This is a genomic window from Sphingopyxis soli, from assembly GCF_018682675.1.
In the GTDB taxonomy this organism is placed as follows: domain Bacteria; phylum Pseudomonadota; class Alphaproteobacteria; order Sphingomonadales; family Sphingomonadaceae; genus Sphingopyxis; species Sphingopyxis soli.
Genome location: NZ_JAFMTR010000035.1, coordinates 47997 through 74914, shown reverse-complemented (window position 1 = coordinate 74914; position 26918 = coordinate 47997). Strand labels below are relative to the sequence as shown.

Below are 26918 nucleotides of genomic sequence, written 5' to 3'. Positions count from 1 at the left end.
CCCCTCCCCAACCCTCCCCCGCAGGGGGGGAGGGAGCAACTTTGCGCACCCTCGCCATGGCCGCGATCGACCGCACGCGCTTCGTCCCCGCCAAGGGCCGCAACCGCATCGGGTCGATGGTCGAGGGGCGCCCCGACTGGGTGCTCAGCCGCCAGCGCGCATGGGGCGTGCCGATCACGCTCTTCGTCGACCGCAAGACCGGCCAGTATCTCAATGACCCGCTCGTCAACGACCGCATCGTGACCGCGGTGCGCGAGGGCGGCGTCGACGCCTGGACCGACGCGCGCGCGCAGGAGTATCTCGGCGAGGCATATAACGCTGCCGATTACGAGCGCATCACCGACATTCTCGACGTCTGGTTCGATTCGGGCTGTACCCACGCTTTCGTACTCGAGAGCGGCAAATGGCCCGAGCTTCGCTGGCCCGCGGACCTCTATCTCGAAGGCAGCGACCAGCATCGCGGCTGGTTCCAGTCGTCGCTGCTCGAAAGCTGCGCGACGCGCGGCCGCGCGCCCTACGACGCAATCCTGACCCACGGCTTCACGATGGACGCCAAGGGCATGAAGATGTCGAAGTCGCTCGGCAACACGGTCAATCCGCTCGACCTGATGCGCGACTATGGCGCCGACATCCTCCGCCTGTGGGCGCTGTCGGTCGACTTCACCGAGGACCATCGCATCGGCGACGAAATCCTGAAGGGCGTCGCCGACCAGTATCGCAAGCTCAGGAACACCTTCCGCTACCTGCTCGGCGCGCTCGACGGGTTCAGCGAGGAGGAGCGCGTCTCCGACGTCGCAGCGATGCCCGAACTCGAACGCTATATGCTGTCGCTGCTCGCCGATCTCGACGCCAAGCTCGCCCGTGCGGTCGATGATTTCGACTTCAACAGCTACACGCGCCTGCTCGCCGATTTCTGCAACGAGGACCTCTCGGCCTTCTATTTCGACATCCGCAAGGACGTCCTCTACTGCGACCTCGGCCCCGCCGCCCCGCTCGGCACCGACACCCGCCGCGCGTACCGCAGCGTGCTCGACGTGCTGTTCCATGCGCTGGTGCGCTATGCCGCACCGGTGCTGGTGTTCACGAGCGAGGAAGTCTGGGGCACGCGCTATCCCGACGCGGGCAGCGTGCATTTGCTGGAGTGGCCGGTGCTGCCGTCATTTGAAAGCGACAACGATCTCGTGCTGCGGAACACCGAGCTTCGCGAGCTTCGTGGCAAGGTCACTGAAGCCATCGAACCGTTGCGCCGCGAGAAAATCGTGCGCTCCAGCCTCGAAGCAGAGGTCACGATGAGCGACCTTGAAGCGATCCTGCGCGATCTCGATCTCAGCTATCTGGCTGAAACTTTCATTTCGGGCGCCGTGCATCTTGTGCCGGGGCACGACGGGATCACGATCACCCCCACCACCAACCACAAGTGCGGCCGCTGCTGGCGCCACCTCCCCGAAGTGAGCGAGGACGGCGCCTTGTGCAATCGCTGCGAGACGGTATTGGACGCCCGATGAGCACGCGTTCCCCCCATCTGCGTTTCGGTCTCGTCATCGCGGCGATCGCCTTCGTCCTCGATCAGGCCGCGAAATGGATCGTCACCATTCCGCTGTCGCTCGAAACCAAGCCCTATGGCCAGATCGAGCTGCTGCCCTTCTTCAATCTGACCTGGGCGGAGAATTGCGGCATCTCGCTATCGATGTTTGCAAAATGCAACGACACGACGCGCTGGACGCTCGCAGCGGTGACCGCGTTCGTCGCGCTGGCCGTCGGCGTCTGGATGACGCGCGAAAAGGCGAAGGGCGACGTCATCGCGCTCGCGCTGATCCTCGGCGGCGCGCTCGGCAATATCGTCGACCGCATCCGCCTCGGCTATGTCGTCGACTATGCCGACCTGCATTTCGGCACCTTCAAGCCCTTCATGATCTTCAACGTCGCCGATGCCTGCATCAGCATCGGCGTGCTTTTGCTGGTTGCGCGCGCGCTGCTCTTGGGCGAAAAGGCCCCTCCGGCGGCCGAACAGCCTGCCAAAGAGTAACGGGGCGAATTGGGAGTATTTTGTAAAGTGAACCGGACCACCGCCATTCTCGCCGCCTCGATTCTCGCGACGACGCTCTCGGCCTGCGGGTCGAACAATCTGTTCAGCCGCGACCGGCCCGACGAATTCGCGGTGTCGCGTCAGGCGCCGCTCGTCGTGCCGCCCGATTTCTCGCTGACCCCGCCGGCGCCCGGCGCCGCGCGTCCCGGCAATGAATCGACCGCCGAACAGACGCTGAAGGCGCTCTTCGGCGGCCCTGCCCAGCGCAGCGCGACCGAAAACCAGATCATCGGCAGCGCCGACGGCCAGCGCGGCGACCCCGGCGTGCGCAGCAATGTCGGCAGCCCCGACACGCAGGTCGTCGACAAGGGCCTCGTCACCCGCGACATCATCTTCGCCCCCGAAGGCGACGGCCGCGACGCGCAGGCGGCGATCCCGGGCGCGTAGCGCGAACGCCAATCGAACGGATGACGGCCCGCTGATCCCGGGCCGTTTTCTTTTGATCGATATTTCCTTCGTCATTCCGGACCCTTCGACACGCTCAGGGGTGACGAAGGAAGAAATCCTCCCTGTCGCTCGGCGATGGCGAGGTAGCAGCCCGCAGGGCGAATATAAAACTACGCCCGCGCCCCCGCTTCCTCGACCCCTGCGCTGTTGTGGCGCAGCGCCTTCAGCACGCAATCGACGATCTGCGGCGCGTTGAGCCCCGCGGCGTCATATTGCGCCTGCGGCGAATCCTGGTCCTGGAATACATCGGGCAGCCGCATCGTCCGCAGTTTCAGCCCGGCGTCGATCAGCCCCTCGTCGCTCGCCAGGGTCAGCACATGCGCGCCGAGCCCGCCGATACTGCCCTCCTCGATCGTCACGCACACCTCATGGGCGGCCAGCGTCCTGCGGATCAGTTCCTCGTCGAGCGGCTTCGCGAAGCGCAGGTCGATCACGCTCGTCGACAGCCCGCGCGCCTCCAGCGTGTCGGCCGCCTTCACCGCTTCGGCCAGCCGCGTGCCGAGCGAGAAGATCGCGACGGTCTTGCCGGCCCGCACGACGCGGCCCTTGCCGATCTCCAGCTTCTGCGGAACCTCGGGAAGCGGCACCCCGGTGCCATTGCCGCGCGGATAGCGGAAGGCGATCGGACCATCGTCATATTCGGCGGCGGTATAGGTCATATGGACCAGCTCGGCCTCGTCGGCCGCGGCCATCACCACCATGTTGGGCAAGGTCGCCAGATAGGTGACGTCGAACGATCCCGCATGGGTCGATCCGTCGGCCCCGACGAGCCCCGCACGGTCGATCGCGAAACGCACCGGCAGATTCTGGATCGCCACGTCATGGACGACCTGGTCGTACGCGCGCTGGAGGAAGGTCGAATAGATCGCGGCGAACGGCCGCATCCCCTGCGCCGCGAGTCCCGCGGCAAAGGTCACCGCATGCTGCTCGGCGATGCCGACGTCGAAGCTGCGGTCGGGGTGCGCCTTCGCGAACTTGTCGACGCCGGTCCCCGACGGCATCGCCGCGGTGATCGCCACGATCCGCGGGTCGCTGTCCGCCAGCTTCGCCAGCGTCTCGCCGAAGACATTCTGGTACGATGGCGGCCCCGGCGGCGCCTTCGCCTGTTCGCCGGTGATCACGTCGAACTTCTGGACGCCGTGATATTTGTCGGCGGCGGCCTCGGCGGGGGCATAGCCCTTGCCCTTCATCGTCACCGCATGGATCAGCACCGGACCATGGTCGCTGTCGCGCACATTCTCCAGCACCGGGATCAGATGCTCCAGATTATGCCCGTCGATCGGCCCGACATAATAAAAGCCCAGCTCCTCGAACAGCGTCCCGCCCATCGCCATGCCGCGCGCGAACTCGTCGGTCTTCTTCGCCGCCTTGTGCAGCGGCTCGGGCAGCTTGCGCGCAAAGCGCCGCGCAATCTCGCGCAGCTCGATAAACGGCCGCGACGACACCAGCTTGGCCAGATAGGCCGACAGTCCGCCCACCGGCGGCGCGATCGACATATCGTTGTCGTTGAGGATGACGATCAGCCGGTTGCCCGCCTGCTTGGCGTTGTTCATCGCCTCATAGGCCATGCCCGCCGACATCGACCCGTCGCCGATCACCGCGATCGCGCGGCCCGGCTCGTCCTTCAGCTTGTTCGCGATCGCAAAGCCCAGCGCCGCGCTGATCGAGGTCGACGAATGCGCCGCGCCGAACGGGTCATATTCGCTCTCGCTCCGCTTGGTGAAGCCCGAAAGCCCGCCGCCCTGCCGCAGCGTGCGGATGCGGTCGCGGCGCCCCGTGATGATCTTGTGCGGATAGCATTGGTGCCCGACGTCCCAGACGATCTTGTCGCGCGGCGTGTCGAACACATAGTGAAGCGCGACGGTCAATTCGACCACGCCCAGCCCCGATCCCAGATGCCCGCCGGTGCTGCCGACGGCCGAAATCGTCTCGGCGCGCAGCTCGTCGGCGAACTGGCGGAGGTCTTCGGGCTTCAGCTTGCGGAGGTCGGCGGGGACATCCACCGTGTCGAGCAGCGGCGTATGCGGACGGTCGGTCATCGCGCCGTCATAATGGTAACCGCAGAAACTGTCGAACGAAAAGGGGCTAGTCGCGCCTCGCTTCCCCGTCCGCCGCACGCCCTTCCTCTTCGCGCGCCCTCGCCGCATCGACCTGCGCATAGAGCCCGCGCACCATCAGGTCGGTGAACACCAGCATCACCCCGGCCATCCCGACCAGCAGCGCGACCGCCGCGACCGGAAAAGGCCCGATCGCCGCGACCATGCCGCGCCGCATCAGCACCGCCAGCACCACCGCAGCCGCCATCAGCGCATAGCCCGCGAAGCGCCCTGCGCGACTCACCGCGAGCCAAATCCCGCCGGCGGGCTTGTCAACAGCATGGAAAGATTCTGGTGCATGAATGTCACGATGCCGGGGAAAGCAACCTCTCGCAAGACGAACACGTTGCATTGATGTGACATTCGCCTACACCCCCGTTCAGAGGGGCAAGAAAACAGGACAGCTATGCCCGCTTGGATTTCGCACTTTCGCCTCTCCCGGTCCGCACCGATCCTTGCGCTCGCCTGCGCCTTTGCCACCGCGCCCGCCGCGATGGCCGAGGACGCATCGCTTCCCTATGATATCGTCGAACCGGCGGACAGCGGACTGGCGGGCAGCACCGCCCCCACCGGCCTGCCGGCCCCCGGCTATCTGCAGCGCGGCGACATCGACGAGAATATCCTGCTGCCGACCCGCGGCGACGACATCGACGACGATGACGAGAGCCGCAAATGGGCGCGCGACTATTTCGCGGTGGCGGCGGGGGTGATGTCGACGCCCAGCTACAATGGCTCGGACGATCGCACCCTGCTTCCCGCCTTCTACATCCGCGGCCGCGTCAGCGGCTTTTCCTTCTCGACGCGCGGCACCAACCTCCAGGTCGACCTGCTGCGCCAGCGGCGCGGGGCAAAGACCGACGTCAAATTCGGCCCGATCGTCAGCCTGCGCAGCGACCGCACCGGCCGCATCAAGGATCCGCAGGTCGAGGCGCTCGGCGAAAAGAAGCTGGCGGTCGAGGTCGGCGCGATGGCCGGGATCAGCCACACCGGCGTGATCACCAGCCGCTACGACCAGATCGCCTTCCGCGTCGTCGCGCTCAAGGACGTGTCGGGCCGCCACGGCAGCTGGGCTTTCTCGCCGACGATCGACTATGGCACCCCGCTGTCGAAGCGGCTCTATGTCGGCATGTCGGCGTCGATCAATTTCTACGGCAAGGGCTTCGGCCGCTATTATTTCGACATCGACCCCGCGGGCAGCGCCGCGAGCGGGCTTCCCGTCTATAGCCGCGCGGGCGCAAAGGGCGGAGCGGGAAAATATACGCTCGGCCTCGCGAGCGCCTATGCGCTGTCGGGCGACCTCCGCAAGGGCTTCGTCCTGATCGGCGGCGTGCAATATGGCCGGATGCTCGGCCGCATCGCCGATTCGCCGATCGTCAGCATCGCCGGCAGCCGCAACCAGTGGCTCGCCGGCGGCGGGATCGCGTATCAGTTCTGACGGGTGACGACCGGTTGCGGGCATAAGCTCCTCTCCGTCGCGCAGCGATGGGGAGGTGGCAGCCCGCAGGGCTGACGGAGGGGCTATGGCGCGACGTCGCGGCCCCTCCACCATCGCCTGCGGCGACGGTCCCCCTCCCCATGGCTGCGCCACAGGGAGGATAATTCCTTCCTCGTCACCCTCGAACGAGACAAGCGGCTCGGTCGACTTGATCCGGGGTCCATGACTTCAGCACTGGGGTGGATCCCGGATCAAGTCCGGGATGACGAAGGTCTGGAAACCACCCCAAAGCAGACACACGCTCTCAAACCAGCCCCGTCATCCGCATCCGCGCCTTCATCGCGGCGATGAACAGCCGCACCGACGGCAGCGCCGCGCGCGACGGTTCGAACAGCAGGTGGACCGGCAGCGCTTCGGGCTGCTCATCGGGCAGCAGCGACACCAGCCGCCCCGCATCGACCGCCGCCGCGACCTGGTAACTCAGCAGGTTCGCAATCCCGACCCCCGCCTCGGCCGCCGCCAGCGCGGCATCGACGGTGTTGACGATGAAACGCGGCCGCCGTTCGAAGCGCCAGCGGCCGCTCGCGAGCTGCCATTCGTTCGTCGTGCGCGGCCCCTCCATCCCGATCAGCTCGTGCCCCGCAAGTTCCGCGACCACCCCCGGCGCGCCGCGCCGCGCCAGATAGGCGGGGCTCGCGACCAGCATCTGGCGCACCCGGCCGATCCGCACCGCCTTCAGCCCCGAATCGGCGAGCGGGCCGATCCGCACCGCGACGTCGATCCCCTCCTCGACGATGCGGACGTTGCGGTCGATCAGCATCATGCGCGCGCCGAGCGCCGCATGTTCGATCAGCAACGCATCGACCACCGGCAGCACGTGCAGCCGCCCGAACATCACCGGCGCGGTCAGATAGAGCTGTCCGCTCGGCACCGCCTGCACCCCGCGCACCGTCCGCTCTGCCTCGGCCAGTTCGCCGAGCAGCCGCCGCGCTTCGCCGAGGAACGCCGCGCCTTCGTCGGTCAGCGACACCGCGCGCGTCGACCGGTGGAACAATGCCGTGCCCAGCCGCGCCTCGAGCGCCGCGATCCCGCGCGTCACCGCGGGCGGCGAGCTGCCGAGCTTGCGCGCCGCGGCGGCAAAGCCCCCTTCGCCAGCCACCGCAACGAACATTTCCAACGTGAGCAGTCGGTCCATTATTATTCCATTTACCGGAATTAACTTGTTCAGACTTCCACGATTATCACAATCTACGCAACGGCCTAAATCGGTACGGCGAACGGAAGCGTGCCCCCCCCTCCGGCTTCCGTTCGCGCTTCTGGAAGGACGGCAGATGGCGCGAAATTACCGGCATACGCTCTTCGACGACGCGGTGAAGCTGCGACAACAGGCGCACGGCTCGCGCGCCTCCTACGCCAAGCTCGACGCCGGCGCCGACGGCACCCCCGATGCGCTGACGCCAAAGGAAATCGCCTTTATCGAAGCGCGCGACAGCTTCTACATGGCCAGCGTCAACGCCGGGGGTTGGCCCTATATGCAGCATCGCGGGGGGCCCGCAGGCTTTCTCCGCCATATCGGGGGCAACCGCATCGGTTTCGCCGACTATCGCGGCAACAAGCAATATATCAGCACCGCGAACCTTGCCGTGAACGACCGCGTCTCGCTGTTCCTGATGGACTATCCGAACCGGGAACGGCTGAAGCTGATCGGCCACGCAGTGAGCGTCGAACTCGCCGACGATCCGGCGGCGGTCACCGCGCTGATGCCCGAGGGGTATCGCGCGGTGCCCGAGCGCGTCTTCTTCATCGACGTGATCGGCTGGGAGTGGAACTGCTCGCAGCATATCACGCCGCGCTTCACCGAGGCCGAAATTTCGGCGGCGATCAAGCCGATGGCCGCCGAACTCAACCAGCTGCGCGCCGAAATCGCCGCGCTCCGGGCAGAAAGGGATGACCAATGACGACCGCTCGCACCCAGGGCGCGCACCATATCGGGCTCGCCGTGCGCGACGTGGCCGAAGCGCGCGATTTCTTCGTCGAGGCGCTCGGCTTCCGCGTCGCCGCCGAACGCCCCGATTATCCCGCGATCTTCGTCACCGACGGCACGACGCTGCTCACCTTGTGGCAGGTCGCCGATCCGGCGGGCGCGGCCCCGTTCGACCGCCGCGCCAATATCGGCCTCCACCATCTCGCGCTTCGCGTCGCCGACCTCGACGCGCTGCGCACCGTCTTCGCGCGCGTCCAGAACCATCCCGGCACGGCCATCGAATTCGATCCCGAACCGATCCGCGAGGGTGCGACGACGCACCATTTCATCTGCGCGATGCCGGGAGGCATCCGCATCGAATTCGCGACCCCCTTCGCCTGAAAGGAAGACCGATGTCCCGACCTCCGTTGCCCCCGTTCGACCATGACAGCGCGATGCTGAAAGTCCGCCTCGCCGAGGACGGCTGGAACAGCCGCGACCCCGCGCGCGTCGCGCTCGCCTATACCGAAGACAGCGTCTGGCGGAACCGCTCGACCTTCGTCACCGGCCGCGAAGCCATCGTCGACTTCCTGACCGGCAAATGGCGGCGCGAGCAGGATTACCGGCTGATCAAGGGGCTATGGGCCTTCACCGGCAACCGCATCGCGGTGCGCTTCGCCTATGAATGGCACGACGATGCGGGCCAGTGGTGGCGCTCCTACGGGAACGAGAATTGGGACTTCGCCGACAATGGCGAGATGCGGCGTCGCATCGCGAGCATCAACGACCTGGCCATTGCCGAATCCGACCGGCTGTTCCACTGGGATCGCGGCGACAGCGGCCGCCGCCCCGACGACCACCCCGGGCTCGAAGAGCTCGGCCTCTGACATCTCCGTCCGCGAAAGGATCCCGGCCATGCCCTATGTCAACATCCAGATCACCCGCGAGGGCGCGACGGCCGCGCAAAAGGCCGAGCTGATCGGCGGCGTCACCGCGCTGCTGCAGCGCGTCCTCGGCAAGAATCCGGCGACCACCGTCGTCGTGATCGACGAGGTCGACACCGACAATTGGGGAATCGGCGGCCTTCCCGTCCTCGACTATCGGGCGCAACAGGCTTCGGGGGGACCGGCACGATGACCAGCGGCAACGCCACCGGATTCGCGATCATCATGTTGCTCACCGGCATCGGCATCCCGATCCTCGCCGCGCTCAACGGCGGCCTCGGCGTCCGGCTCGGCGCGCCGCTGGCGGCGTCGATGATCCTGTTCGGGCTCGCCTTCCTGATCGCGACCGCGGGCGCGCTCGCGACCGGTTCGATCGGGCAGATCCGCTTCACCTCCGACATCCCGTTCCAATTCTACTTCGGCGGGCTTTTCGTGGCCTTCTATGTGATCGCGGTGACCTTCATCGCGCCGCGTTTCGGGGTCGGCAACGCGATCTTCTTCGTCCTCGTCGGCCAGTTGATCAGCGCCGCGACGATCGACCATTTCGGCCTGTTCGGCGCGATGCGCTCGGCGATCGACGTCAAGCGCGTCGCCGGGATCGCGCTGATGGTCGCCGGCGTCTATCTCGCGCGGCGCACGGCGTGATAATCCTCCCTGCGGCGCAGCCGTGGGGAGGGGGACCGCTCGCGAAGCGAGTGGTGGAGGGGCCGCGCCACAGCCCCTCCGTCAGCGGCTGCGCCGCTGCCACCTCCCCATCGCTCCGCGACAGGGAGGATCGCCCTAGCGCCGCGTATAGACCCAGCGCCGCGCCTTCGACCCGTCGATCAGCGAAATCGTCGCGGTCAGCGTGTCGCCCGCGCGGGCATAGGTGATGCGCTGCGGATAATCGTGCGCGGCATTCTCGAAGGTCGCGCTCGTCGCATCGCGCGCCGCCAGCCGGAACGCCACCGGCGCCCCGCCGCCGGGCTGCGCGAGATAGCTGACGGCCCCGTCGGCGCCTGCCTGCAGCCGCAGAAACTCGAACTCGCCGAGGCTTTCGCCCCGCCCCGACCGGCTCGCGCCCAGCATCACCCCGCCGCGCGGCACCGTCCAATATTCCTCGGTCCAGCGCCCCCCGCTATCCTCGCCGCCCTCCTCGATCCACGATCCCGCCATCCAGCCGAGATCGTCGACCGTCGCGGCGGGCGCCGCCGCGGCCAGCAACAGCGCCGACAATCCTGCGAATAATCCCGTCATACGCGCCTCCCTCCCGCATCCAGGGTCAGCATATCGCGCGATGGGCACCCCGCATCGCACGGATCAACCTTGTCGATCCAGCCGGGAGCCCTCTCCTTCATAGTCACCTCAAGGTGCGTACTGCACTTTTGGTTCCTGCCGCATCATGTTCGCTTTCGCAAGCCGGGGGCTCTCCCCTCTCCCCCGCCCCCGGCTGCACCGGTTGGGGAAGGACACAAACATGACGCAGCTTGCCATCGTCGATCATTCGGGCTTCGGCCATACGGACGACAGCCCCGAGGTCACGCCGAAGGCCGGCGACCGCGCCACCGCCGCCTGACTTTCCGCTGCGGCGCGCGGTCTTCGATGGACAGCGCGCCGCCGCCCGGCTAAGCATCGCCCATCCCCGGGGAGCCGCGTCTGTGATGGCCGGTTGAGAGCGGAATAGACCGCGACCCGTTGAACCTGATCCCGGTAATACGGGCGGAGGGAGGGTCGGCGTTCCGCACCGGAATACCCATTCTCGCTCCGGATAGCTGGAGCGACTGCACATGGCCGACATCGACTCGAAGTTCGAATCCGCGACCCCCATCGGCGTCACCACCGGACCCATTCGTGGCAGCCGCAAGGTCCATGTCGCCTCGCCCACCGGCAGCGGCATCCGCGTCGCGATGCGCGAGATCGACCTCGACCCGCACAGCGGCGAGCCCAGCGTCCGCGTCTATGACACCAGCGGGCCTTATACGGACCCCGATGCGACGATCGACATCGCCGCCGGCCTCCCCGAACTGCGCGCCGCCTGGATCCGCGCCCGCGGCGACGTCGAGGAAGTCACCCAGCGCGAGGTGCGGCCCGAGGATAACGGCCAGCTCGGCCCCGACCGTTCGGGCGGCGTCCCCGCCTTCCCCAATGTCCGCAAGACCGTGCTGCGCGCCAAGCCGGGGCAGAACGTCAGCCAGATGCACTATGCCCGCCGCGGCATCGTCACGCCCGAGATGGAATATGTCGCGACCCGCGAAAATCTCGGCCGCGAGCGGCTCGCCGAATATGTCCGCGACGGGCAGGACTGGGGCGCCAGCATTCCCGATTACGTCACCCCCGAGTTCGTCCGCGAAGAGGTCGCGCGCGGCCGCGCGATCATCCCGTCGAACATCAACCACCCCGAAAGCGAGCCGATGGCGATCGGCCGCAACTTCCTCGTCAAGATCAACGCCAATATCGGCAACAGCGCGGTCGCCAGCGACGTCGCGTCGGAGGTCGACAAGATGGTCTGGTCGATCCGCTGGGGCGCCGACACCGTCATGGACCTGTCGACCGGGCGCAACATCCACGACACGCGCGAATGGATCATCCGCAACTCGCCCGTCCCGATCGGCACCGTCCCCATCTATCAGGCGCTGGAGAAAGTCGGCGGCATCGCCGAGGAGCTGACGTGGGAGATTTTCCGCGACACGCTGATCGAGCAGGCGGAGCAGGGCGTCGACTATTTCACCATCCACGCCGGCGTCCGCCTGCCTTACGTTCCCTTGGCGGCGAAGCGCGTCACCGGCATCGTCAGCCGCGGCGGCAGCATCATGGCGAAATGGTGCCTCGCGCATCACAAGGAATCGTTCCTCTACGAACGCTTCGACGAGATTACCGAGATCATGAAGGCCTATGACATCGCCTACAGCCTCGGCGACGGCCTCCGCCCCGGCAGCATCGCCGACGCGAACGACGAGGCGCAGTTCGCCGAGCTCTACACGCTGGGCGAGCTCACCAGGCGCGCGTGGGACCAGGATGTGCAGGTGATGATCGAGGGGCCGGGCCACGTGCCCATGCACAAGATCAAGGAGAATATGGACAAGCAGCTCGAGGCGTGCGGCGAGGCGCCCTTCTACACCTTGGGGCCGCTCACCACCGACATCGCGCCGGGCTACGACCATATCACCAGCGGCATCGGCGCCGCGATGATCGGCTGGTACGGCACCGCGATGCTCTGCTACGTCACGCCGAAGGAGCATCTCGGCCTCCCCGACCGCGACGATGTGAAGGTCGGCGTCGTCACCTACAAGCTCGCCGCCCACGCCGCCGACCTCGCCAAGGGCCACCCCGCCGCCAAGGTCCGCGACGATGCGCTATCGAAAGCGCGCTTCGAATTCCGCTGGCGCGACCAGTTCAACCTGAGCCTCGACCCCGACACCGCCGAGCAATACCACGACCAGACGCTACCCGCCGAGGGCGCCAAGACCGCGCATTTCTGCAGCATGTGCGGCCCTAAGTTTTGCTCGATGAAGATCAGTCAGGAGGTGCGCGAGTTCGCGAAGCTGCACAATCAGGACAGCGCCGGCTTCATCGCGGCGGAAGAGGCCGAGAAGGGCATGGCGGAAATGAGCCAGATTTATGAGGATACGGGGCGCGAGCTGTATATGGGCGCGGGTGGGCGGGAGCATGACTAGACTTGGATAGCGAAGGCGAAGAGCCAAGATTGGGCGCAACTTTGACTTGAGTTTCTTCTGCGCTCATTTCACCTTGCCGTTCTGCCTTATTCGGCAGAAGTGAAGCCCGCAAAACCGAAGTGTTGGACAAAATGCACCGGAGGAAACATGGCGTTCAAAAGCGAAGTGCGAGATACGATTATCAATTCGCTGCTGGAGAAAGCCAGAGAACGTAACTACGGAAAATACTTACCACGACTGACTCTTCGCAATCTACGCGGCTTCAAAGATGAACCGATAAGTTTCGATTTTCCCGTTACTGCGTTAATCGGCCCGAACGGGGGTGGAAAAACTACGGTACTTGGCGCCGCGGGAATTATTTATCGCGACATTCCACCGCGAATGTTCTTTGCCAAAAGCGGAAAATATGACGCGGGGATGCAAGACTGGTCAATTGAATACGAGGTTACTGATCGCGAAAATTCACCCAAGGCGGCCGTTCAACGTACAGCAAGCTTCAAGAGCCTGAAATGGAACCGAGATGCCATGAGTAGGGAGGTTCTGGTTTTTGGTGTTTCCAGAACTGTACCGGCAAGCGAGCGTAAAGAACTTCTTCGGTGCACCGCGAGAAAGTTCGTGGTTCCTGATAGCAGGGTAACTGCACTATCGGAGAGTGCAGCCACAGCGATATCTCGGGTGCTTGGTAAGGATGTTTCGGGCTTTCGCCAGTTAAAAATAGCTCAAAATCTTGATGTTACCCTTCTAACCGGTCGCACAAAAGCCGATGTAGAATACTCCGAGTTTCATTTTGGCGCCGGGGAATCGAGCGTTATCCGCATGATTTCCGCGATCGAGGCGGCTGGTGAGAATGCCATTGTCCTTATTGAAGAAATTGAAAATGGGCTTCATCCCGTCGCGACTATTCGCCTCGTTGAATATCTTATTGATGCTGCAAATAGAAAAAAAGTCCAAGTAATATTCACAACTCACTCCAACGAAGCGCTTCTTCCTCTTCCTGATAAAGCCGTTTGGGCCATGACTAGCGACAAGGCATTCCAAGGGAAGTTGGATGTAAAATCTCTCAGAGCTATTACGGGACAGATAGAAACAGATTCCGTAATATTTGTCGAAGACGCGTTCGCCAAAATATGGATAGAATCGATTTTACGTTGCGGCGACCTACCAGCGGATCATTTTGAAGTGCACCCAATGGCAGGGGACGGAACTGCCGTCGCCATGAACCGCTATCACAACAAAAACCCATCAATTAAAGTACCATCCCTGTGTTTTATCGATGGTGATTCAAAGCAGCATGAAAACGAGCAAGAGAAGGTATATAGACTCCCAGGAGAATCCCCTGAGGCATATATTTTTGATCAATGCATGGAAAAGTGGTCAGAGATTGGCGGAAAGCTGGCCGTGACAATGCTCCAAAAGTTCGAGGACAATGAAAAAGTGGAGGAAATTTGTCGCACTGTCAGAACGACAAATCATGATCCACACCTGCTGTTTGCCCAAGTCGGCGAAAAACTGGGATTGGTCCCAGCACAAACCGTCGCCCAAGCATTTTGCGCACAATGGGCCCAGTCCAATCCGCAAATCGTTGCCGAGTTTCTCACAAAGCTAAAGGGCGAGAGCTAGCATTTGGCTTCAAAGGGCAATTCCGCTCACCCAGCCGCGGACCAACTTGCATGTAACCGCTCACACCATGCTAAACTCGCACCCATGCGCGCCCGCAACCCGCTCTACATCATGGCCAAGCCGCCGCCAGAGGTTCAGGCGCGGATCGCGGCGCTGCCGCGCAATGATCCGTCGCGCGGGACCGACCTCCTCCATGTCACGCTCATCTCGCTCTACGACCTGCACCATGCGCCGCCCGAGTGGCTGCCCGCGCGCGCCTCAAACCTTGGCGCCGCGCCGGGCGGCTTCGCTGCGGCCCCACCCGCAAGATAAGGCTTTCCTACATTATCCCGCCATGCTTCAAGCTGGCGGGTGAGCAGCATCCTTTCCTTTACGCCGCGCCATCCTTCCGCAGCGGACCGGCAAGCGATCGTCATTGGGCTGAACTTTCCTGAACTTTGGATGCAGGGAGCGCGCCGTGCATCCCCGGAATCGGCGGCCGCCCGCGCCCGGCATCGCCTGCGAAGGCGGAGACACGTCGACGCGGGCAGGCGGCGCGCAATGGCGCGCATCGCGGGAGATCGACGCCCGCGTCGCGGTTTATTGAATAAGGATGGAGGCCCGAGCCGGAATCGAACCGGCGTATACGGATTTGCAGTCCGCTGCGTCACCACTCCGCCATCGGGCCTCAGGCGCAGAATTGCGTGGAGACAGCGCCCCTAGCCGCTTTGTTTCGCACTGGCAATCCGTTCGTTTCGCAATCTGCATCATCCGGCACGCGCATCGATGCGCACTTGGCTCCATCCCCTTTGCCCGCTATGCGCGGCGCGGCGGGGTCTTTTGGCTGTATTACTATTGCAATACAGCCATGCTTGGGCTAGAACCGCGCGATACAGGCTTGGGCCCAGGGAATCGGATAGAGACGGATGGCAACGAAATTGAGCGAGACGGGTGCGGCCGCGATGCGCGCCGCGATGATCGACAGCCAGCTGCGCACCAACGACGTCATCGACCCCGACGTCGTCGCCGCGATGGCCGCGGTGCCGCGCGAGGCGTTCGTGCCCGCCGCGCTTTCCGGCGTCGCCTATATGGACCGCGCGATCGCGCTCGGCGACGGCCGCGCGCTCAATCCGCCGCTCGTCACCGGCCGCCTGCTCGTCGAGGCGGCGGTGCGGCCCGGAATGCGCGTGCTGCTGGTCGGCGCCGCGACGGGCTATACCGCCGCGCTGCTCGCGAAGCTGGGCGCCGAGGTCCATGCGGTCGAGGAACGCGCCGACCTGATCGAGGCCGCGCGCGCCGCGGCGGGCGATTCGGCGATCGCCTGGACCCAGGGCCCGCTCGCCGCCGGCGCGCCGAACGCCGCCCCCTTCGATCGCATCGTCATCGAGGGTGCGGTCGAAACGCTGCCCGACGCGCTCGTCGCACAGCTCGCCGAGGGCGGGCGGATCGTCGCCGCGCGCCGCGACGGCAGCGTCACCCGGCTCGTCCAGGGCGTGAAGGCGGGCGGCGCCGTCGCGCTGCGCGCCTTCGCCGACATGGACGTCGCGCCGCTGCCCGGATTTGCCGCGCCCAAGGGCTTCCGGTTCTGAGCGTTGCCCGCCCCCTCCCCCGTTTCAGGCTGAACAAGACGATGCATGACAAGATGACTATCGCAACCGGTCGCCGCGCCCGCTGGCTTGCCGGTCTCGCCTTCGGCGCGCTGGTCGCCGCATCGCCCGCGCACGCCGAAACGCTGCAGGGCGCGCTCGCCAAGGCCTATGAGAACAACCCGACCTTGACCGGCGCCCGCGCGGGGCAGCGCGCGAACGACGAGAATGTGCCGATCCAGAAGGCGGCCGGGCTGCCCTCGGTCGGCGCCAGCGTCGACTATCAGGAAAATCTGGTCGTCCCCGGCAACAGCTTCTTCACCCCCGGCCGCTCGGTTTCGACCGGCGCGCAGCTGTCGGTCCCGCTCTATCAGGGCGGCGCGGTGCGCAACGCGGTGAAGGCCGCCAAATATCGCGTCGAGGCGGGGCAGGCCGACCTCCGCGCGACCGAGGCGAGCATCTTCTCGCAGGTCGTCGGCGCCTATATGGACGTCATCCGCGACATCGCGATCGTCCAATTGAACCAGAAGAATGTGTCGGTCCTCAAGACCAATTTGCAGGCGACGAGCGACCGGTTCGAGATCGGCGACCTGACGCGCACCGACGTCGCGCAGTCGCAGGCGCGCCTCGCGCTTGCCGAGGGCGACCTGCGCACCGCCGAATCGAACCTGATCCGCAGCCGCGAAGCCTATATCCGCCTGGTCGGCGACGCGCCGACCGACCTGCAACCGCCGCCGGTGCTGCCGAACCTGCCGACGACGGCGGAGGAAGCGGTGGCGATCGCGCTCACCAACAACCCCGACATCGATGCCGCGAACCAGCGCCTCAGCGCCGCGCGCGCCGACATCGGCGCCGCGCGGGCGACCCGCGCGCCCAAGGTTTCGGCGACGGTCAGCGGCGGCTACAACAACAATCTCAACTCGATCCCTGCCGGCAACACCACGTCGGACAATACGACGACGAGCACGATCGCCGGCGTGTCGATGACCCTGCCGATCTTTCAGGGCGGCCGCGCCTCGGCGCGCGTGCGCCAGGCGCAGGCGCAGACCAGCCAGGCGATCGAGAATTATGTCGCGGTCGAACGCGACGTGATCGCCCAGACGCGCGGCGCCTATGCCGCGTGGCAGGCGAACGAGCGGATCATCGCCGCGACCGAACAGGCGGTCGGCGCCAACGGCCTGTCGCTCGAGGGCGTTCGCGCCGAGAACAGCGTCGGCACGCGGTCGATCCTCGACATACTGAACGCCGAGCAGGAATATCTGAACGCGCAGGTCCAGCTCGTCTCGGCACGGCGCAACAGCTATGTCGCCGCTTTCTCGGTCCTCGCCGCAATGGGCAAGGCCGAAGCGCGCGACCTCGGGATCGAGGGCGGCGCGCTTTATGACCCCGAGGTCAATTATCGCCGCGTGAAGGGCCAGCTCTGGGATTGGGCCGACGATCCGAAGCCGCAGCAGCAGGCAACCGACACCAGGGCGATTCCGGCCGCCGACGCCGGCGTGCCTGCCTATGTCGAAATCGGCCCGAAACAATAAGGCTTGGCAAAGGCCGCCCCCGGCCGGTAAGATGATGGTTAACCGCCTGTAAGGGCGACCCTGATATCGTGGGGCCCGCAATGGGCAAATGGGGGCAGTAATGGGCGATCTGTCGCGGGAACCATCGATGGAAGACATCCTGTCGTCGATTCGGCGCGTGATCGCGCGCGACGAGGCTCCCGGTGCCCGCGCCCAGCGCGTCGCTGCGGCGAACGAGGATGTTCTCGACCTTCACGAAGGGGAAGCGCCAGATGATGCGATGGCCGATGCACCGCCCGTGATCCCGACCGAGGAAGAGCTGCTCTCGGCCGCCAGCGCCGATGCCACGCGCCAGTCGCTCGACGCGCTGACGGCCGCGGTCGCGCCCGCGGTCACCGCTGCTATCCCGGCCACCCCGACCGGCGGCCGCACGATGGAAGACGTGGTGATCGAGGCACTTCGTCCGATGCTGAAGGAATGGCTCGACGCCAACCTTCCGACGATGGTCGAGGCGATGGTCGCCAGGGAAATCAGCCGGATTACCGGCAAGAAATTCTGATACTTATAATCCTCCCTGCCGCAAGGCGGTGGGGAGGGGGACCATCCGAAGGATGGTGGAGGGGCGGAAGCGCGCCTTGCCGCCCCTCCGTCAGCGCTTCGCGCTGCCACCTCCCCATGGCTTCGCCACAGGGAGGAGGTTACCCCGCCCAATCCTCCAGCAAATAACGCGCGATCGCCAGCGGCGGCGGCGCCATGAAGCTCGCCCCCATCTCGCCGGCGAGCGCCGCGCGCACCTCGGCGCGCTCGACCCACATCGCCGCCTCGAGCTCGGTCGTATCGATCGTCAGCGCGGTATCATGCGCGACCGCGCGGCAGCCGATCATCAGCGACGAGGGGAAGGGCCAGGGCTGGCTCGCCACATACACCACGTCCGACACCTGGATCCCCGCCTCCTCGAACAATTCGCGCGCCACCGCCTCTTCGAGCGATTCGCCCGGCTCGACGAACCCCGCGAGCGCCGAGAAGAAGCCCGGCGGAAAGCCCGGCTGGCGCCCGACGAGCACACGGTCCTGATATTCGGCGAGCATGATCACCACGGGATCGACGCGCGGGAAATGCTCCGAACCGCAATTGCCGCACTTCCGCCCCCAGCCGCCGCGAAAGATCGCAGTCGGCGCCGCACACACCGCGCAGAAGCCATGCCGCGCGTGCCAGTCGACAAGGCTGCGTGCGCCGCCGTAAAGCGCCGCCTCCTCGGGCGACAGCAAGGGGATCAGCCGCATCACCGTCCGCGAGCGCGCGTCGATGCGCGCGCCGGGCGCGGGCGCGCGGACGAAGCGCGGCGCCCCGGCATCGTCGATCCCGAGCAACAGCAGCGCGCGGTCGTCGGCGGGGTCCAGCGGTTCCCAGATCAGCCCGCCCCGCTCGCCGGGCACCGGATCGATCCCGTCCATCGCGAGACAGGTCGCGCGCGGATCCTGCGTTGCCGCGGCAAACGCTTCCGCATCGGTACGCAGGCGATCGGCGCGGTCGATCCGCGCCCCGGTGAAACCAAGCGGCAGCGGCATCAGGCCATCGCATCCTTGTAGAAATTCTTCCCGAAGTCGCGCTGGAAGGGCAGCGCCTCGGCGGGCATATATTGGGCATAGCCACCGACGCGGTAGCCGCGCGCGCGATCGACGAAGCCGATCGTTCCCGCCGCGCCGCCCCAGCCGAAAACGCCTTCGCCCGTCGGCGAGGTCGGCAGCGACACGCGCCCGCCCGCGCCGAACCCTTCGCCCTCGACGAAGCTGTTCTTTGTCGAGGCGCCCGCGGGCAACAGGTTCGACATCGCGAGCCTGGCGGTCTCGGGCTTCAGGATCCGCACGCCGTCGGTCTCGCCTTCGCCGAGCAGCATCGCGAGGAAGCGGTCATAGTCGCGCGCGGTCGAAACCAGCCCGCCGCCGCCATAAGGGATCGGCGGCTTGTCGAGATAGATCGAGCTCGTCGCGGGATCGATCGGCAGCAAGGCGCCACCAAAGGGGGCATAGTTGGTCGAAAGCCGGCCGACGTCGGCCGCCGCAACCTGAAACCCCGTGCTCTTCATCCCCAGCGGATCGAACAGGCGCGCCTTCAGGAACAGGTCGAACGGCTGACCCGACACGACCTCGATCACGCGGCCGAGCAGGTCGAGCCCGACCGAATAGCTCCACTGCGTGCCGGGTTCATAGACCAGCGGCAGCTTCGCGAGCCGGTCGGCGAATTCGGCGAGGCTCGGCGCCGGGGTCGCGGGAGGGAACCCCGGAATCGGCAGGCGGCTGACCTGCCCGCCCAAAATCCCCTGCTCGTTATAGGCGTCGCGCAGCGGTCCCTTCTGGACGATCCCGTATCCAAGGCCCGCGGTGTGCGTCAGCAGGTGGCGCACCGTGATCGGCGTCTTCGCATCGCGCACGTCGGTCAGCGAACCGTCGGGAATGTTCTGAACCTTCATCTTCGAAAAGGCGGGCAGGATGTCGGCGATCGGCTGGTCGAGTGCCAGCTTGCCGTCCTCGATCAGGATCATCGCGGCGATGCCGGTCACCGGCTTGGTCATCGAATAGAGGCGCCAGATCGTGTCGCCGTCGACCGCCCGCGCCGAATCCATCGCCTGCGTGCCCGCGCCAAAGACGTCGAGCGCGCCCTGCCCCCTGCCGATCGCGGCGAGCGTCCCGGCCAGTTCGCGCCGGTCGACGAAGCCCTTGATGAAGGCCGCGGTCGCCGGGTAGGCGGCGGCGCCATCGGCTTTCCACGCCAGCGCCGCGCCCGGCAGCATCAGCCCTGCGCCGCCCAGCGCGAAACCGCCCATCAACGCCCGGCGCGAAACCATCATGGTCATGAAATTCTCTCCCGCATCTTGTCGGTCAGTTTGCGATAGAGCGTCGGCAATCCGGCGGCGTCAAGCGCCGAAAGCGGCCACCACTCGCCTTCCCCTGCGGCATCCTCGCTTTCGCGGGCAACGAGCGTCAGGCGAAGGTCGAAATGGGTGAAACCATGATCGACCTGGGCGATACCGGACTCGGCGGGCGGCACGTCGGTCCAGGCGCCGCCGGGCAGCGCGCGCATCCCGCCGAGCATCCCCTTGTCGGGACGGCGGACGAGCCAGATGGCATCGTCGCGCTCGATCCAGTGCGCGACGCCATAGCGCTGCGGCTTCGCCTTTTTCGCAGGCTTGACCGGCAAGCGCTCGATATCGGCGCGGCCGCGCGCCGCGCAGTCGGCCATCAGCGGGCAGAGGCCGCACGCGGGCGCACGCGGCGTGCAGATCGTCGCGCCGAGGTCCATCAGCGCCTGCGCGAAGTCGCCGGGGCGGCCGCGGGGAACCAGCGGCGCCAGCTCGGCACGAATCGCGCGCTTGGCGGCGGGAAGCGGGATTTCGATGAGCCGGTGCCGGGCGATCACGCGTTCGATATTGGCGTCGATCACCACCGCCGGGCGGCCGAAGGCGATCGCGGCGACGGCGGCGGCCGTATAATCCCCGACCCCAGGCAGCGCGCGTAACCCCGCTTCGCTATCGGGAAAATGCCCGCCATGGTCGCGGGCGACGGCGCGCGCGCAGGCGAGCAGATTGCGGGCGCGGGCGTAATAGCCGAGCCCGGCCCAGGCCGCCATCACGTCGGCGTCGTCGGCCGCCGCCAGATCGGCAACCGTCGGCCAGCGCGCGACAAAACGCTCGAAATAGCCGGCGACCGCCGCGACTGTCGTCTGCTGCAGCATGATTTCGGCCATCCACACGCGGTACGGATCGGGCACCGCATCGCTCCCCGGCGGAATGCGCCATGGAAGCGCGCGCGCCGACCGGTCGTACCAGCCGAGCAGACGCGCGGCGAAACTGTCGATGCTGCCTGAAGTCTGGACGCTCACCCCCCGCCTATGGCATGGCGGCGGCGATGGCGAAAGCGGACACTCCCAAAGGCGAAAGCCCCAAGAAGAAGGCGGCAAAAAAGCCCGACGCCAAGCCCTATGAGCGCCCACGCGGCGGCGAGGCGCGCTCGATCGCCGACCTCGTCCCCGAAATCGGCCGCACCGCCTTTCGCAAATTCGGCTTCATCCAGTCATCGGTGGTCAGCCGCTGGCGCGAGATCGTCGGCGACCGGCTCGCCGACGTCACCCAGCCCGCGATGATCCGCTTCCCCGCCGGGCAGAAAGCGGGCGGCACGTTGCACCTGACGATCAGCGGCGCGCACGCCCCGATGCTCCAGCACGTGTCGCCCGACATCATCGCCGCGGTGAACCGCTTCTTCGGCTATGCCGCGATCGCCGCGGTGCGGATGACGCACGGCCAGGTGACCCCCGCCGCCCCCGTTCAGCCGCCCGCAATGCTCAAACCCGTACCCGAAGAATTGGGGGATAGCCTTCGCGATATCGGCGACCCGGAACTGCGTACCGTGCTCGAACGCATGGCGGCGGGGCTGGCGTCGGCGCCGAAGCTCCCCCGGATCAGTTGAAGGCCACGCATGTCCCGACTTCGCCCGACCTCCCGCCGCATCGCCGTCGCAGTTGCCGCCACCGCCGCCCTCGCACTGTTCGCCGCCGCGACGCCCGCGCAGCCCGTCCGCTGGTCGGCGAAGGTCGAAACCAGCCCGATCGGCGCCTATATCGTCGGCAACCCGAACGCGAAGGTCCGGCTCGTCGAATATTTCAGCTATACGTGCAGCCATTGCGCCGAATTCGCCAAAGCCGGCACCGTCCCGCTCCGCACCCTCTACATCGACAAGGGGCTGGTGCTGTTCGAATATCGCAACCTGGTCCGCGACCCCGTCGACATGACCGCCGCGCTGCTCGCGCGCTGCGGCGCGCCGGCTGCCTTCGCCGGAAATCACGACGCGATCTTCGCCGCGCAGCCGGTCTGGCTCGGCAAGGTCGCCAAGGCCACCGAAGCGCAGAGGAAAAGCTGGTATCAGGGCAGCCTCGGCGACCGCGCGCGCAGGATCGCCGCCGACACCGGGCTCACCGCGATCATGCAGAAGCGGGGCTATACAACGGCGCAGATCGGCGCGTGCCTCGACAGCGAGGTCGCGCAGGCGGAGATCGCAGGGATGACCAACATCGGGCAGAACGCCGATCGCGTCGCGGGCACCCCGACCTTTTTCATCAACGGCCGCAACGCCGCCGTGGTCCAGTGGACCGCGCTCAAAACGAAACTCGACGCCGCCCTGAAGGGCTCCTAAGAAGCCATTCTATCCCCCTGTCCGGAGAGAAACCGACCATGACGAAGGCCCCGCTGCGTATCCTCCTCCTGTCCTCGCTCGGCGCGCTCGCACTCGCGGGTTGCGGCGAAAGCAAGACCGACCCCGCCAAGGAACAGGATGTCATTGCCAAGGTCGCGGCGCCCGCGGGCAAGAGCTGGTCCGCGACGGTCAGCCAGACCGCCGACGGCGGCTATCTGATGGGCAACCCCGACGCGCCGATCAAGGTTATCGAATTCGCCTCGCTCACCTGCTCGCACTGCGCCGAATTTTCAAAGGAAAGCCACGAGGAGATCAAGCGCGACTTCATCGACACCGGCCGGGTGAGCCTCGAGGTCCGCAACTTCATCCGCGATCCGCTCGACGCGATGGCGGCGGCGGTGATCCGCTGCGGCCCGGTCGACCGTTATTTCCCGCTGCAGGAAAATGTCTTCGCCTCGCAGGCCGACCTCTTCGCCGGGGCGCAGGCGAATGCCGCGGGCGGCGAAGCGGCGATGAAGCTGCCTCCGGCGCAGCGTTTCCCGGCGCTCGCCAAGGCGTGGAAGCTCGACGCCTTCTTCCAGTCGCGCGGCGTCACCGCCGAACAGATCAACGCGTGCCTCGGCAATATCGACAATATCTCGAAGCTCGAACAGGGCACCAACGCCGCGGTCGAGAAATATACGATCCAGGGCACCCCGACCTTCGTCATCAACGGCCAGGTCGCCGAGGGTATCGCGACCTGGGGCCTGCTGCGCGACCGCCTGCGCACGATGGGCGCCCGCTGAACGCCGGCGATCCTCCCTGCGGCGAGCCCGCGGGGAGGAGGTTTTCTAACCCCTTGCGACTCCCCCTCCGGCGCGTCATGACGGTGCGAGGGGGAATTGTGACGCAAAGGTTGCAACAGCCGCGATTCGACGACCTGCACGGGAGCTTTCCGTGCAGATAAAGCGGCTGCGCCTGACCGGTTTCAAAAGCTTCGTCGAACCCACCGAACTGCGCATCGAACCCGGCCTCACCGGGGTCGTCGGCCCCAATGGCTGCGGCAAGTCGAACCTGCTCGAGGCGATCCGCTGGGTGATGGGGGAATCCTCGCCGAAGTCGATGCGCGGCGGCGGGATGGAGGATGTGATCTTCGCCGGCACCACGCGGCGCCCGCCCCGCGATTTCGCCGAGGTGGCGATCCATTGCGATACCGAGGGCGGCGTGGTCGCGGGGCTTTCGGACGCGAGCGACGGCCACGAGATCGAAATCATCCGCCGTATCGAGCGCGGCGCGGGCAGCGCCTATCGCGCCAACGGCCGCGACGTGCGCGCAAAGGACGTCGCGCTGATCTTCGCCGACGCCGCGACCGGCGCGCACAGCCCGGCGCTGGTCAGCCAGGGCAAGATCGCCAATGTCATCGCCGCCAAGCCGACCGACCGCCGCGCAATGCTCGAAGAAGCGGCGGGCATCGCCGGCCTGCACGTCCGCCGCAAGGACGCCGAGCAGAAATTGCGCGCGACCGAAACCAACCTCAATCGCCTCTCCGAAATCGTCGCCGATATGGAGGTGCGCGCGAACGCGCTCCGGCGTCAGGCGCGCGCGGCCGAAAAATACAAGAAACTGTCCGAGGAGATCCGCGTCGCCGAAGGACGGCTGATCTATGCGCGCTGGCGCGACGCCGCCGAAGCCGCCGATCAGGCGCGCCGCGACGCCGACGCCGCCGAAGCCGCGGTGAAAACCGCGCAGGCCGAACTCGAGACCGTCTCGGCGGCGCAAGTCGAGGTCGCGACGCGCGTCGGCGCCGCGCGCGCCGAGGCGCAGGCGCGGCGCGATACGCTCGCCGAGGCGACCGCGACGCTCGTCCGCCTGCAGGGCGAGGAACGCGCGGCGCGACAGCGTCTGGACGATCTGGCAGCGCAACAGGCGCGGCTCGCCGACGATCGGACCCGCGAAGGCGAATTCGCGCGCGAGGCGCACGCCGCGCTCACCGGCCTCGACGCCGAGAGCAAAACGCTGGAGCGCGACATCGCCGCGCACGACGCGAACAAGGCCGCGCTCGTCGAGGCCAATCAGGCCGCGCAGACGCGCCTTCGCGATGCCGAGGTCGCGTTGGCGCAGGCGCGCGCCAAGGCCGCGAGCGAGGCCGCCGACCGCCGCATCGCTGTCTCTGCCCGCGACACCGCCGAAGCTGCCGTCCGCCGCGTGGCGCAGGACAAGGCGCGCGTCGATGCCGAAATCGCCGCGCTCGGCGACAGCGCCGCGCTCGCCGCGACCGGGGCCGAAAGCGCCAGGGCGGCCGAAGCGGCCGAAGCCGCGATCGCTGAGGCCGAAGCCGCCTTGCAGAACGCCGAAGCCGACCGCGAAGCGACCGCCGCCGATCTCGCCACCATCGAAGCCGGTCTCGCCGAAGCCCGCGCCGCGCTCGCCGCGCTGGACGGAGAGGCGGCGACGCTCGAACGCGCGCTTGCCGCCGCGAAGAGCGGCGACGACCGCATCCTCGACCAGCTTCGCGTGACCCCGGGCTATGAAGCCGCGCTCGCCGCCGCGCTCGGCGACGATCTCGATGCCGGCACCGCAAGGGATGCGGCGCGGAGTTGGGGCGGCGCCGACAAGGGCAAGGATGATCCGGCGCTTCCCGCAGGAACGCAATCGCTCGCCGATTTCGTCACCGCGCCTGCGGCACTCGCCCGCCGCCTCGCGCAGGTCGCCGTTGCCGAAAACGACGACGGCCAGCGGCTCGCGGTCGGCCAACGCCTCGTCACGACCGGCGGCATGATGCGGCGCTGGGACGGTTTCGTCACCCGCGGCGACGGCGCGACGGCGACCGAGCGGCTGCAACGCCGGAACCGCCTCGACGCGCTCGCCGCGCAGCGTCCTGAAGTCGAACTCGGCGTGCAGGAACTGAAGGATCGCCGCGATACCGCGGCTGCCAGGGCGGCCGAACTCGCCGAAGCCGCCGCGGCGGCCCGCAAGGGGCTCGCGCAGGCCGACGAGGCGCGCCGCGCCGCCCTGCGCGCCGCCGACCAGGCACAGGCCGCGCTCGATCGCCACCGCGACGCGACCGCGATGTTCGATCGTCGCCTTGCCGAGGTTGCCGCGGCCGCGAAGGAAGCCGCCGACGCGCTCGCGGCGCAGGAAGCCGCGCTGGCCGCATTGCCGGACGACAGCATCGCGCGCGCCGCGCTCGACACCGAGGAAGCCGCAACCGAGCGCGCGCGCACCGACGCCGGCGAAGCCCGCGACGCGCTGGCGGCACACGAACGCACCCTCGCGGCCTTGAGCGAACGGCAGGCGGTCGTGAGCGCCGAGATCAAGAGCTGGAAAGCCCGCGCCGGTGAGGCCGCGCGCCGCGTCACCGAAATGGACAAACGCGCCGAAGCCCTCGCCGTCGAAGCCGCGAAACTCGCCGACCTCCCCGAAAAGCTCGCCACCGAACGCAGCGCGGCCGAGACGCAACAAGTCACCCTTCGCGAACAGGTGAGCGCCGCCGAATCGCGCGAGCGCGAGGCGGAGGCCGCGCTCCGCGAAGCCGAAACCGCGCTCACCGCGATCCGCGAGCGCGTCGCCGCGGCGCGCGAGACCCGCGCGGGCGCGGTCGCCCGTTCCGAAAACGCCGAACTGCGCCGCGTCGAGATGGGCCGCCTGTCGGGCGAGCGCTTCGAATGCCCGCCGCCTTTGCTGCCCAAAAAGGCCGGCTTCGAGGAGGACAGCGTCGACGACGCGATGCACGAATCGGCGCAGCACGACCGGCTGATCGCCGAGCGCGAGCGGCTCGGCCCGGTCAATCTCGTCGCCGCCGATGAGCTTGCCGAACTCGACACCGAGCGCGAGCGGAACGCCGCCGAGATCGAGGAACTGACGCAGGCGGTGAACCGTCTGCGCGGCTCGATCGGCAATCTGAACCGCGAGGGGCGGGTCCGCCTGCTCGCGGCGTTCGAGACGGTGAACGGGCATTTCCAGCGGCTCTTCACGACGCTGTTCAACGGCGGCCAGGCGCATCTCGAACTCGTCGATTCGGACGATCCGCTCGAGGCCGGGCTTGAAATCATGGCGCAGCCGCCGGGCAAAAGGCTCGGCACGCTGACCTTGCTGTCGGGCGGCGAGCAGGCGCTGACCGCGGTCGCGCTGATCTTCGGCCTGTTCCTCACCAACCCCGCGCCGATCTGCGTCCTCGACGAGGTCGATGCGCCGCTCGACGACGCGAATATCGAGCGTTTCTGCGATCTGCTCGACCGCATGACGCGCGAGACGAACACGCGCTACCTGATCGTCACCCACAATGCCGTCACCATGGCGCGGATGCACCGGTTGTTCGGCGTGACGATGATCGAGAAGGGCGTCAGCCGCCTCGTCTCGGTCGATCTCGGCGGCGCCGAGGAGTTGCTCGCGGCGGAATGATCCCCCCTACGGCGGAGCCGTGGAGGATTCCT

At 66.9% G+C, this 26918-nt stretch carries 26 protein-coding genes, 1 tRNA gene and 1 riboswitch; of the genes, 19 read left to right on the top strand and 8 right to left on the bottom strand.

Annotated elements, in window-relative coordinates:
* From J1N50_RS04975 to J1N50_RS04965, 3 genes are all read left to right on the top strand, one after another.
* On the top strand, window positions 1-1505 hold a 1505-nt coding region (locus J1N50_RS04975; RefSeq protein ID WP_215350632.1), incomplete at its 5' end, for a class I tRNA ligase family protein.
* Complete coding sequence (lspA, locus tag J1N50_RS04970) at window positions 1502-2026, top strand: signal peptidase II (RefSeq protein ID WP_215350631.1); 525 nt, start codon at window positions 1502-1504, stop codon at window positions 2024-2026. The genes J1N50_RS04975 and lspA, both read left to right, overlap by 4 nt.
* 27 nt (window positions 2027-2053) lie before the next feature.
* The gene (locus J1N50_RS04965; protein ID WP_058456791.1) at window positions 2054-2473 is read left to right on the top strand and encodes a DUF3035 domain-containing protein; all 420 of its coding nucleotides are present in this window, start codon (window positions 2054-2056) and stop codon (window positions 2471-2473) included.
* 170 nt (window positions 2474-2643) lie between these two features.
* Here the strand turns inward: J1N50_RS04965 and dxs are convergent, their stop codons facing one another.
* Window positions 2644-4572, bottom strand: coding sequence for a 1-deoxy-D-xylulose-5-phosphate synthase (dxs, locus tag J1N50_RS04960; RefSeq protein ID WP_215350630.1), 1929 nt, complete (start codon window positions 4570-4572; stop codon window positions 2644-2646).
* A gap of 46 nt (window positions 4573-4618) precedes the next feature.
* Window positions 4619-4873 (bottom strand): hypothetical protein, encoded by a 255-nt coding sequence (locus J1N50_RS04955; RefSeq protein ID WP_215350629.1) that lies wholly within the window; start codon window positions 4871-4873, stop codon window positions 4619-4621.
* 162 nt (window positions 4874-5035) lie between these two features.
* Here J1N50_RS04955 and J1N50_RS04950 point away from each other — a divergent pair, with 162 nt between their 5' ends.
* Window positions 5036-6064 (top strand): MipA/OmpV family protein, encoded by a 1029-nt coding sequence (locus J1N50_RS04950; protein WP_215350628.1) that lies wholly within the window; start codon window positions 5036-5038, stop codon window positions 6062-6064.
* 304 nt (window positions 6065-6368) lie between these two features.
* On the opposite strand, the gene J1N50_RS04945 is transcribed toward J1N50_RS04950, so the two are convergent.
* The gene (locus tag J1N50_RS04945; protein ID WP_215350627.1) at window positions 6369-7259 is read right to left on the bottom strand and encodes a LysR substrate-binding domain-containing protein; all 891 of its coding nucleotides are present in this window, start codon (window positions 7257-7259) and stop codon (window positions 6369-6371) included.
* 136 nt (window positions 7260-7395) lie between these two features.
* Between J1N50_RS04945 and J1N50_RS04940 the strand changes: the two genes are divergently transcribed.
* The 5 genes from J1N50_RS04940 to J1N50_RS04920 are packed head-to-tail and all read left to right on the top strand — an operon-like array spanning window position 7396 to window position 9616.
* Window positions 7396-8022: a pyridoxamine 5'-phosphate oxidase family protein gene (locus J1N50_RS04940; protein WP_215350626.1), complete on the top strand. Its 627-nt coding sequence runs from the start codon at window positions 7396-7398 to the stop codon at window positions 8020-8022.
* The gene (locus J1N50_RS04935; protein WP_215350625.1) at window positions 8019-8429 is read left to right on the top strand and encodes a VOC family protein; all 411 of its coding nucleotides are present in this window, start codon (window positions 8019-8021) and stop codon (window positions 8427-8429) included. Before J1N50_RS04940 ends, J1N50_RS04935 begins: the two co-directional genes overlap by 4 nt.
* Before the next feature lie 11 nt (window positions 8430-8440).
* Window positions 8441-8914 (top strand): nuclear transport factor 2 family protein, encoded by a 474-nt coding sequence (locus J1N50_RS04930; protein ID WP_215350624.1) that lies wholly within the window; start codon window positions 8441-8443, stop codon window positions 8912-8914.
* Between the two features lie 28 nt (window positions 8915-8942).
* On the top strand, window positions 8943-9164 hold the full coding sequence (locus tag J1N50_RS04925) for a tautomerase family protein (protein WP_215350623.1): 222 nt from the start codon (window positions 8943-8945) through the stop codon (window positions 9162-9164).
* A complete protein-coding gene (locus tag J1N50_RS04920) occupies window positions 9161-9616 on the top strand; it encodes a DMT family transporter (RefSeq protein WP_215350622.1) in 456 nt (151 codons plus the stop codon). Before J1N50_RS04925 ends, J1N50_RS04920 begins: the two co-directional genes overlap by 4 nt.
* A gap of 135 nt (window positions 9617-9751) precedes the next feature.
* Here J1N50_RS04920 and J1N50_RS04915 read toward each other — a convergent pair whose 3' ends face one another.
* Window positions 9752-10207 (bottom strand): DUF6265 family protein, encoded by a 456-nt coding sequence (locus J1N50_RS04915; protein ID WP_215350621.1) that lies wholly within the window; start codon window positions 10205-10207, stop codon window positions 9752-9754.
* 376 nt (window positions 10208-10583) lie between these two features.
* Window positions 10584-10695: riboswitch (TPP riboswitch) on the top strand.
* A 42-nt stretch (window positions 10696-10737) separates the two neighbouring features.
* Between J1N50_RS04915 and thiC the strand changes: the two genes are divergently transcribed.
* From thiC to J1N50_RS04900, 3 genes are all read left to right on the top strand, one after another.
* The gene (thiC, locus tag J1N50_RS04910) at window positions 10738-12624 is read left to right on the top strand and encodes a phosphomethylpyrimidine synthase ThiC (protein ID WP_215350620.1); all 1887 of its coding nucleotides are present in this window, start codon (window positions 10738-10740) and stop codon (window positions 12622-12624) included.
* 147 nt (window positions 12625-12771) lie between these two features.
* Window positions 12772-14244, top strand: coding sequence for an ATP-dependent nuclease (locus tag J1N50_RS04905; RefSeq protein ID WP_215350619.1), 1473 nt, complete (start codon window positions 12772-12774; stop codon window positions 14242-14244).
* Between the two features lie 84 nt (window positions 14245-14328).
* The gene (locus J1N50_RS04900; RefSeq protein ID WP_215350618.1) at window positions 14329-14556 is read left to right on the top strand and encodes a hypothetical protein; all 228 of its coding nucleotides are present in this window, start codon (window positions 14329-14331) and stop codon (window positions 14554-14556) included.
* A gap of 281 nt (window positions 14557-14837) precedes the next feature.
* Here J1N50_RS04900 and J1N50_RS04895 read toward each other — a convergent pair.
* A tRNA-Cys gene (locus tag J1N50_RS04895) sits at window positions 14838-14911 on the bottom strand.
* 238 nt (window positions 14912-15149) lie between these two features.
* Between J1N50_RS04895 and J1N50_RS04890 the strand changes: the two genes are divergently transcribed.
* From J1N50_RS04890 to J1N50_RS04880, 3 genes are all read left to right on the top strand, one after another.
* Window positions 15150-15812 carry a protein-L-isoaspartate O-methyltransferase family protein gene (locus J1N50_RS04890; protein WP_215350617.1) on the top strand — a complete coding sequence of 221 codons (663 nt, stop codon included), beginning with the start codon at window positions 15150-15152 and terminating at the stop codon, window positions 15810-15812.
* A gap of 53 nt (window positions 15813-15865) precedes the next feature.
* Window positions 15866-17341: a TolC family outer membrane protein gene (locus J1N50_RS04885; RefSeq protein WP_246553118.1), complete on the top strand. Its 1476-nt coding sequence runs from the start codon at window positions 15866-15868 to the stop codon at window positions 17339-17341.
* A gap of 127 nt (window positions 17342-17468) precedes the next feature.
* The gene (locus tag J1N50_RS04880) at window positions 17469-17879 is read left to right on the top strand and encodes a DUF2497 domain-containing protein (RefSeq protein ID WP_425516927.1); all 411 of its coding nucleotides are present in this window, start codon (window positions 17469-17471) and stop codon (window positions 17877-17879) included.
* A gap of 139 nt (window positions 17880-18018) precedes the next feature.
* Here J1N50_RS04880 and nudC read toward each other — a convergent pair whose 3' ends face one another.
* Genes nudC through J1N50_RS04865 form a run of 3 tightly spaced genes read right to left on the bottom strand, consistent with a single transcriptional unit; the run spans window position 18019 to window position 21199 of the window.
* A complete protein-coding gene (nudC, locus tag J1N50_RS04875) occupies window positions 18019-18888 on the bottom strand; it encodes an NAD(+) diphosphatase (protein WP_215350614.1) in 870 nt (289 codons plus the stop codon).
* Complete coding sequence (locus J1N50_RS04870; protein ID WP_215350613.1) at window positions 18888-20174, bottom strand: serine hydrolase domain-containing protein; 1287 nt, start codon at window positions 20172-20174, stop codon at window positions 18888-18890. Before J1N50_RS04870 ends, nudC begins: the two co-directional genes overlap by 1 nt.
* The gene (locus tag J1N50_RS04865; RefSeq protein ID WP_215350612.1) at window positions 20171-21199 is read right to left on the bottom strand and encodes an A/G-specific adenine glycosylase; all 1029 of its coding nucleotides are present in this window, start codon (window positions 21197-21199) and stop codon (window positions 20171-20173) included. Before J1N50_RS04865 ends, J1N50_RS04870 begins: the two co-directional genes overlap by 4 nt.
* Window positions 21200-21225: 26 nt before the next feature.
* Between J1N50_RS04865 and J1N50_RS04860 the strand changes: the two genes are divergently transcribed.
* The 4 genes from J1N50_RS04860 (at window position 21226) to smc (ending at window position 26886) form a co-directional block, all read left to right on the top strand.
* Window positions 21226-21783, top strand: coding sequence for a DUF721 domain-containing protein (locus tag J1N50_RS04860; RefSeq protein WP_215350611.1), 558 nt, complete (start codon window positions 21226-21228; stop codon window positions 21781-21783).
* 9 nt (window positions 21784-21792) lie between these two features.
* Complete coding sequence (locus tag J1N50_RS04855) at window positions 21793-22506, top strand: DsbA family protein (protein ID WP_215350610.1); 714 nt, start codon at window positions 21793-21795, stop codon at window positions 22504-22506.
* Window positions 22507-22544: 38 nt separating this feature from the next.
* The gene (locus tag J1N50_RS04850) at window positions 22545-23291 is read left to right on the top strand and encodes a thioredoxin domain-containing protein (RefSeq protein ID WP_215350609.1); all 747 of its coding nucleotides are present in this window, start codon (window positions 22545-22547) and stop codon (window positions 23289-23291) included.
* A gap of 151 nt (window positions 23292-23442) precedes the next feature.
* Window positions 23443-26886 carry a chromosome segregation protein SMC gene (gene smc / locus J1N50_RS04845; RefSeq protein ID WP_215350608.1) on the top strand — a complete coding sequence of 1148 codons (3444 nt, stop codon included), beginning with the start codon at window positions 23443-23445 and terminating at the stop codon, window positions 26884-26886.
* Window positions 26887-26918: the final 32 nt, after the last annotated feature.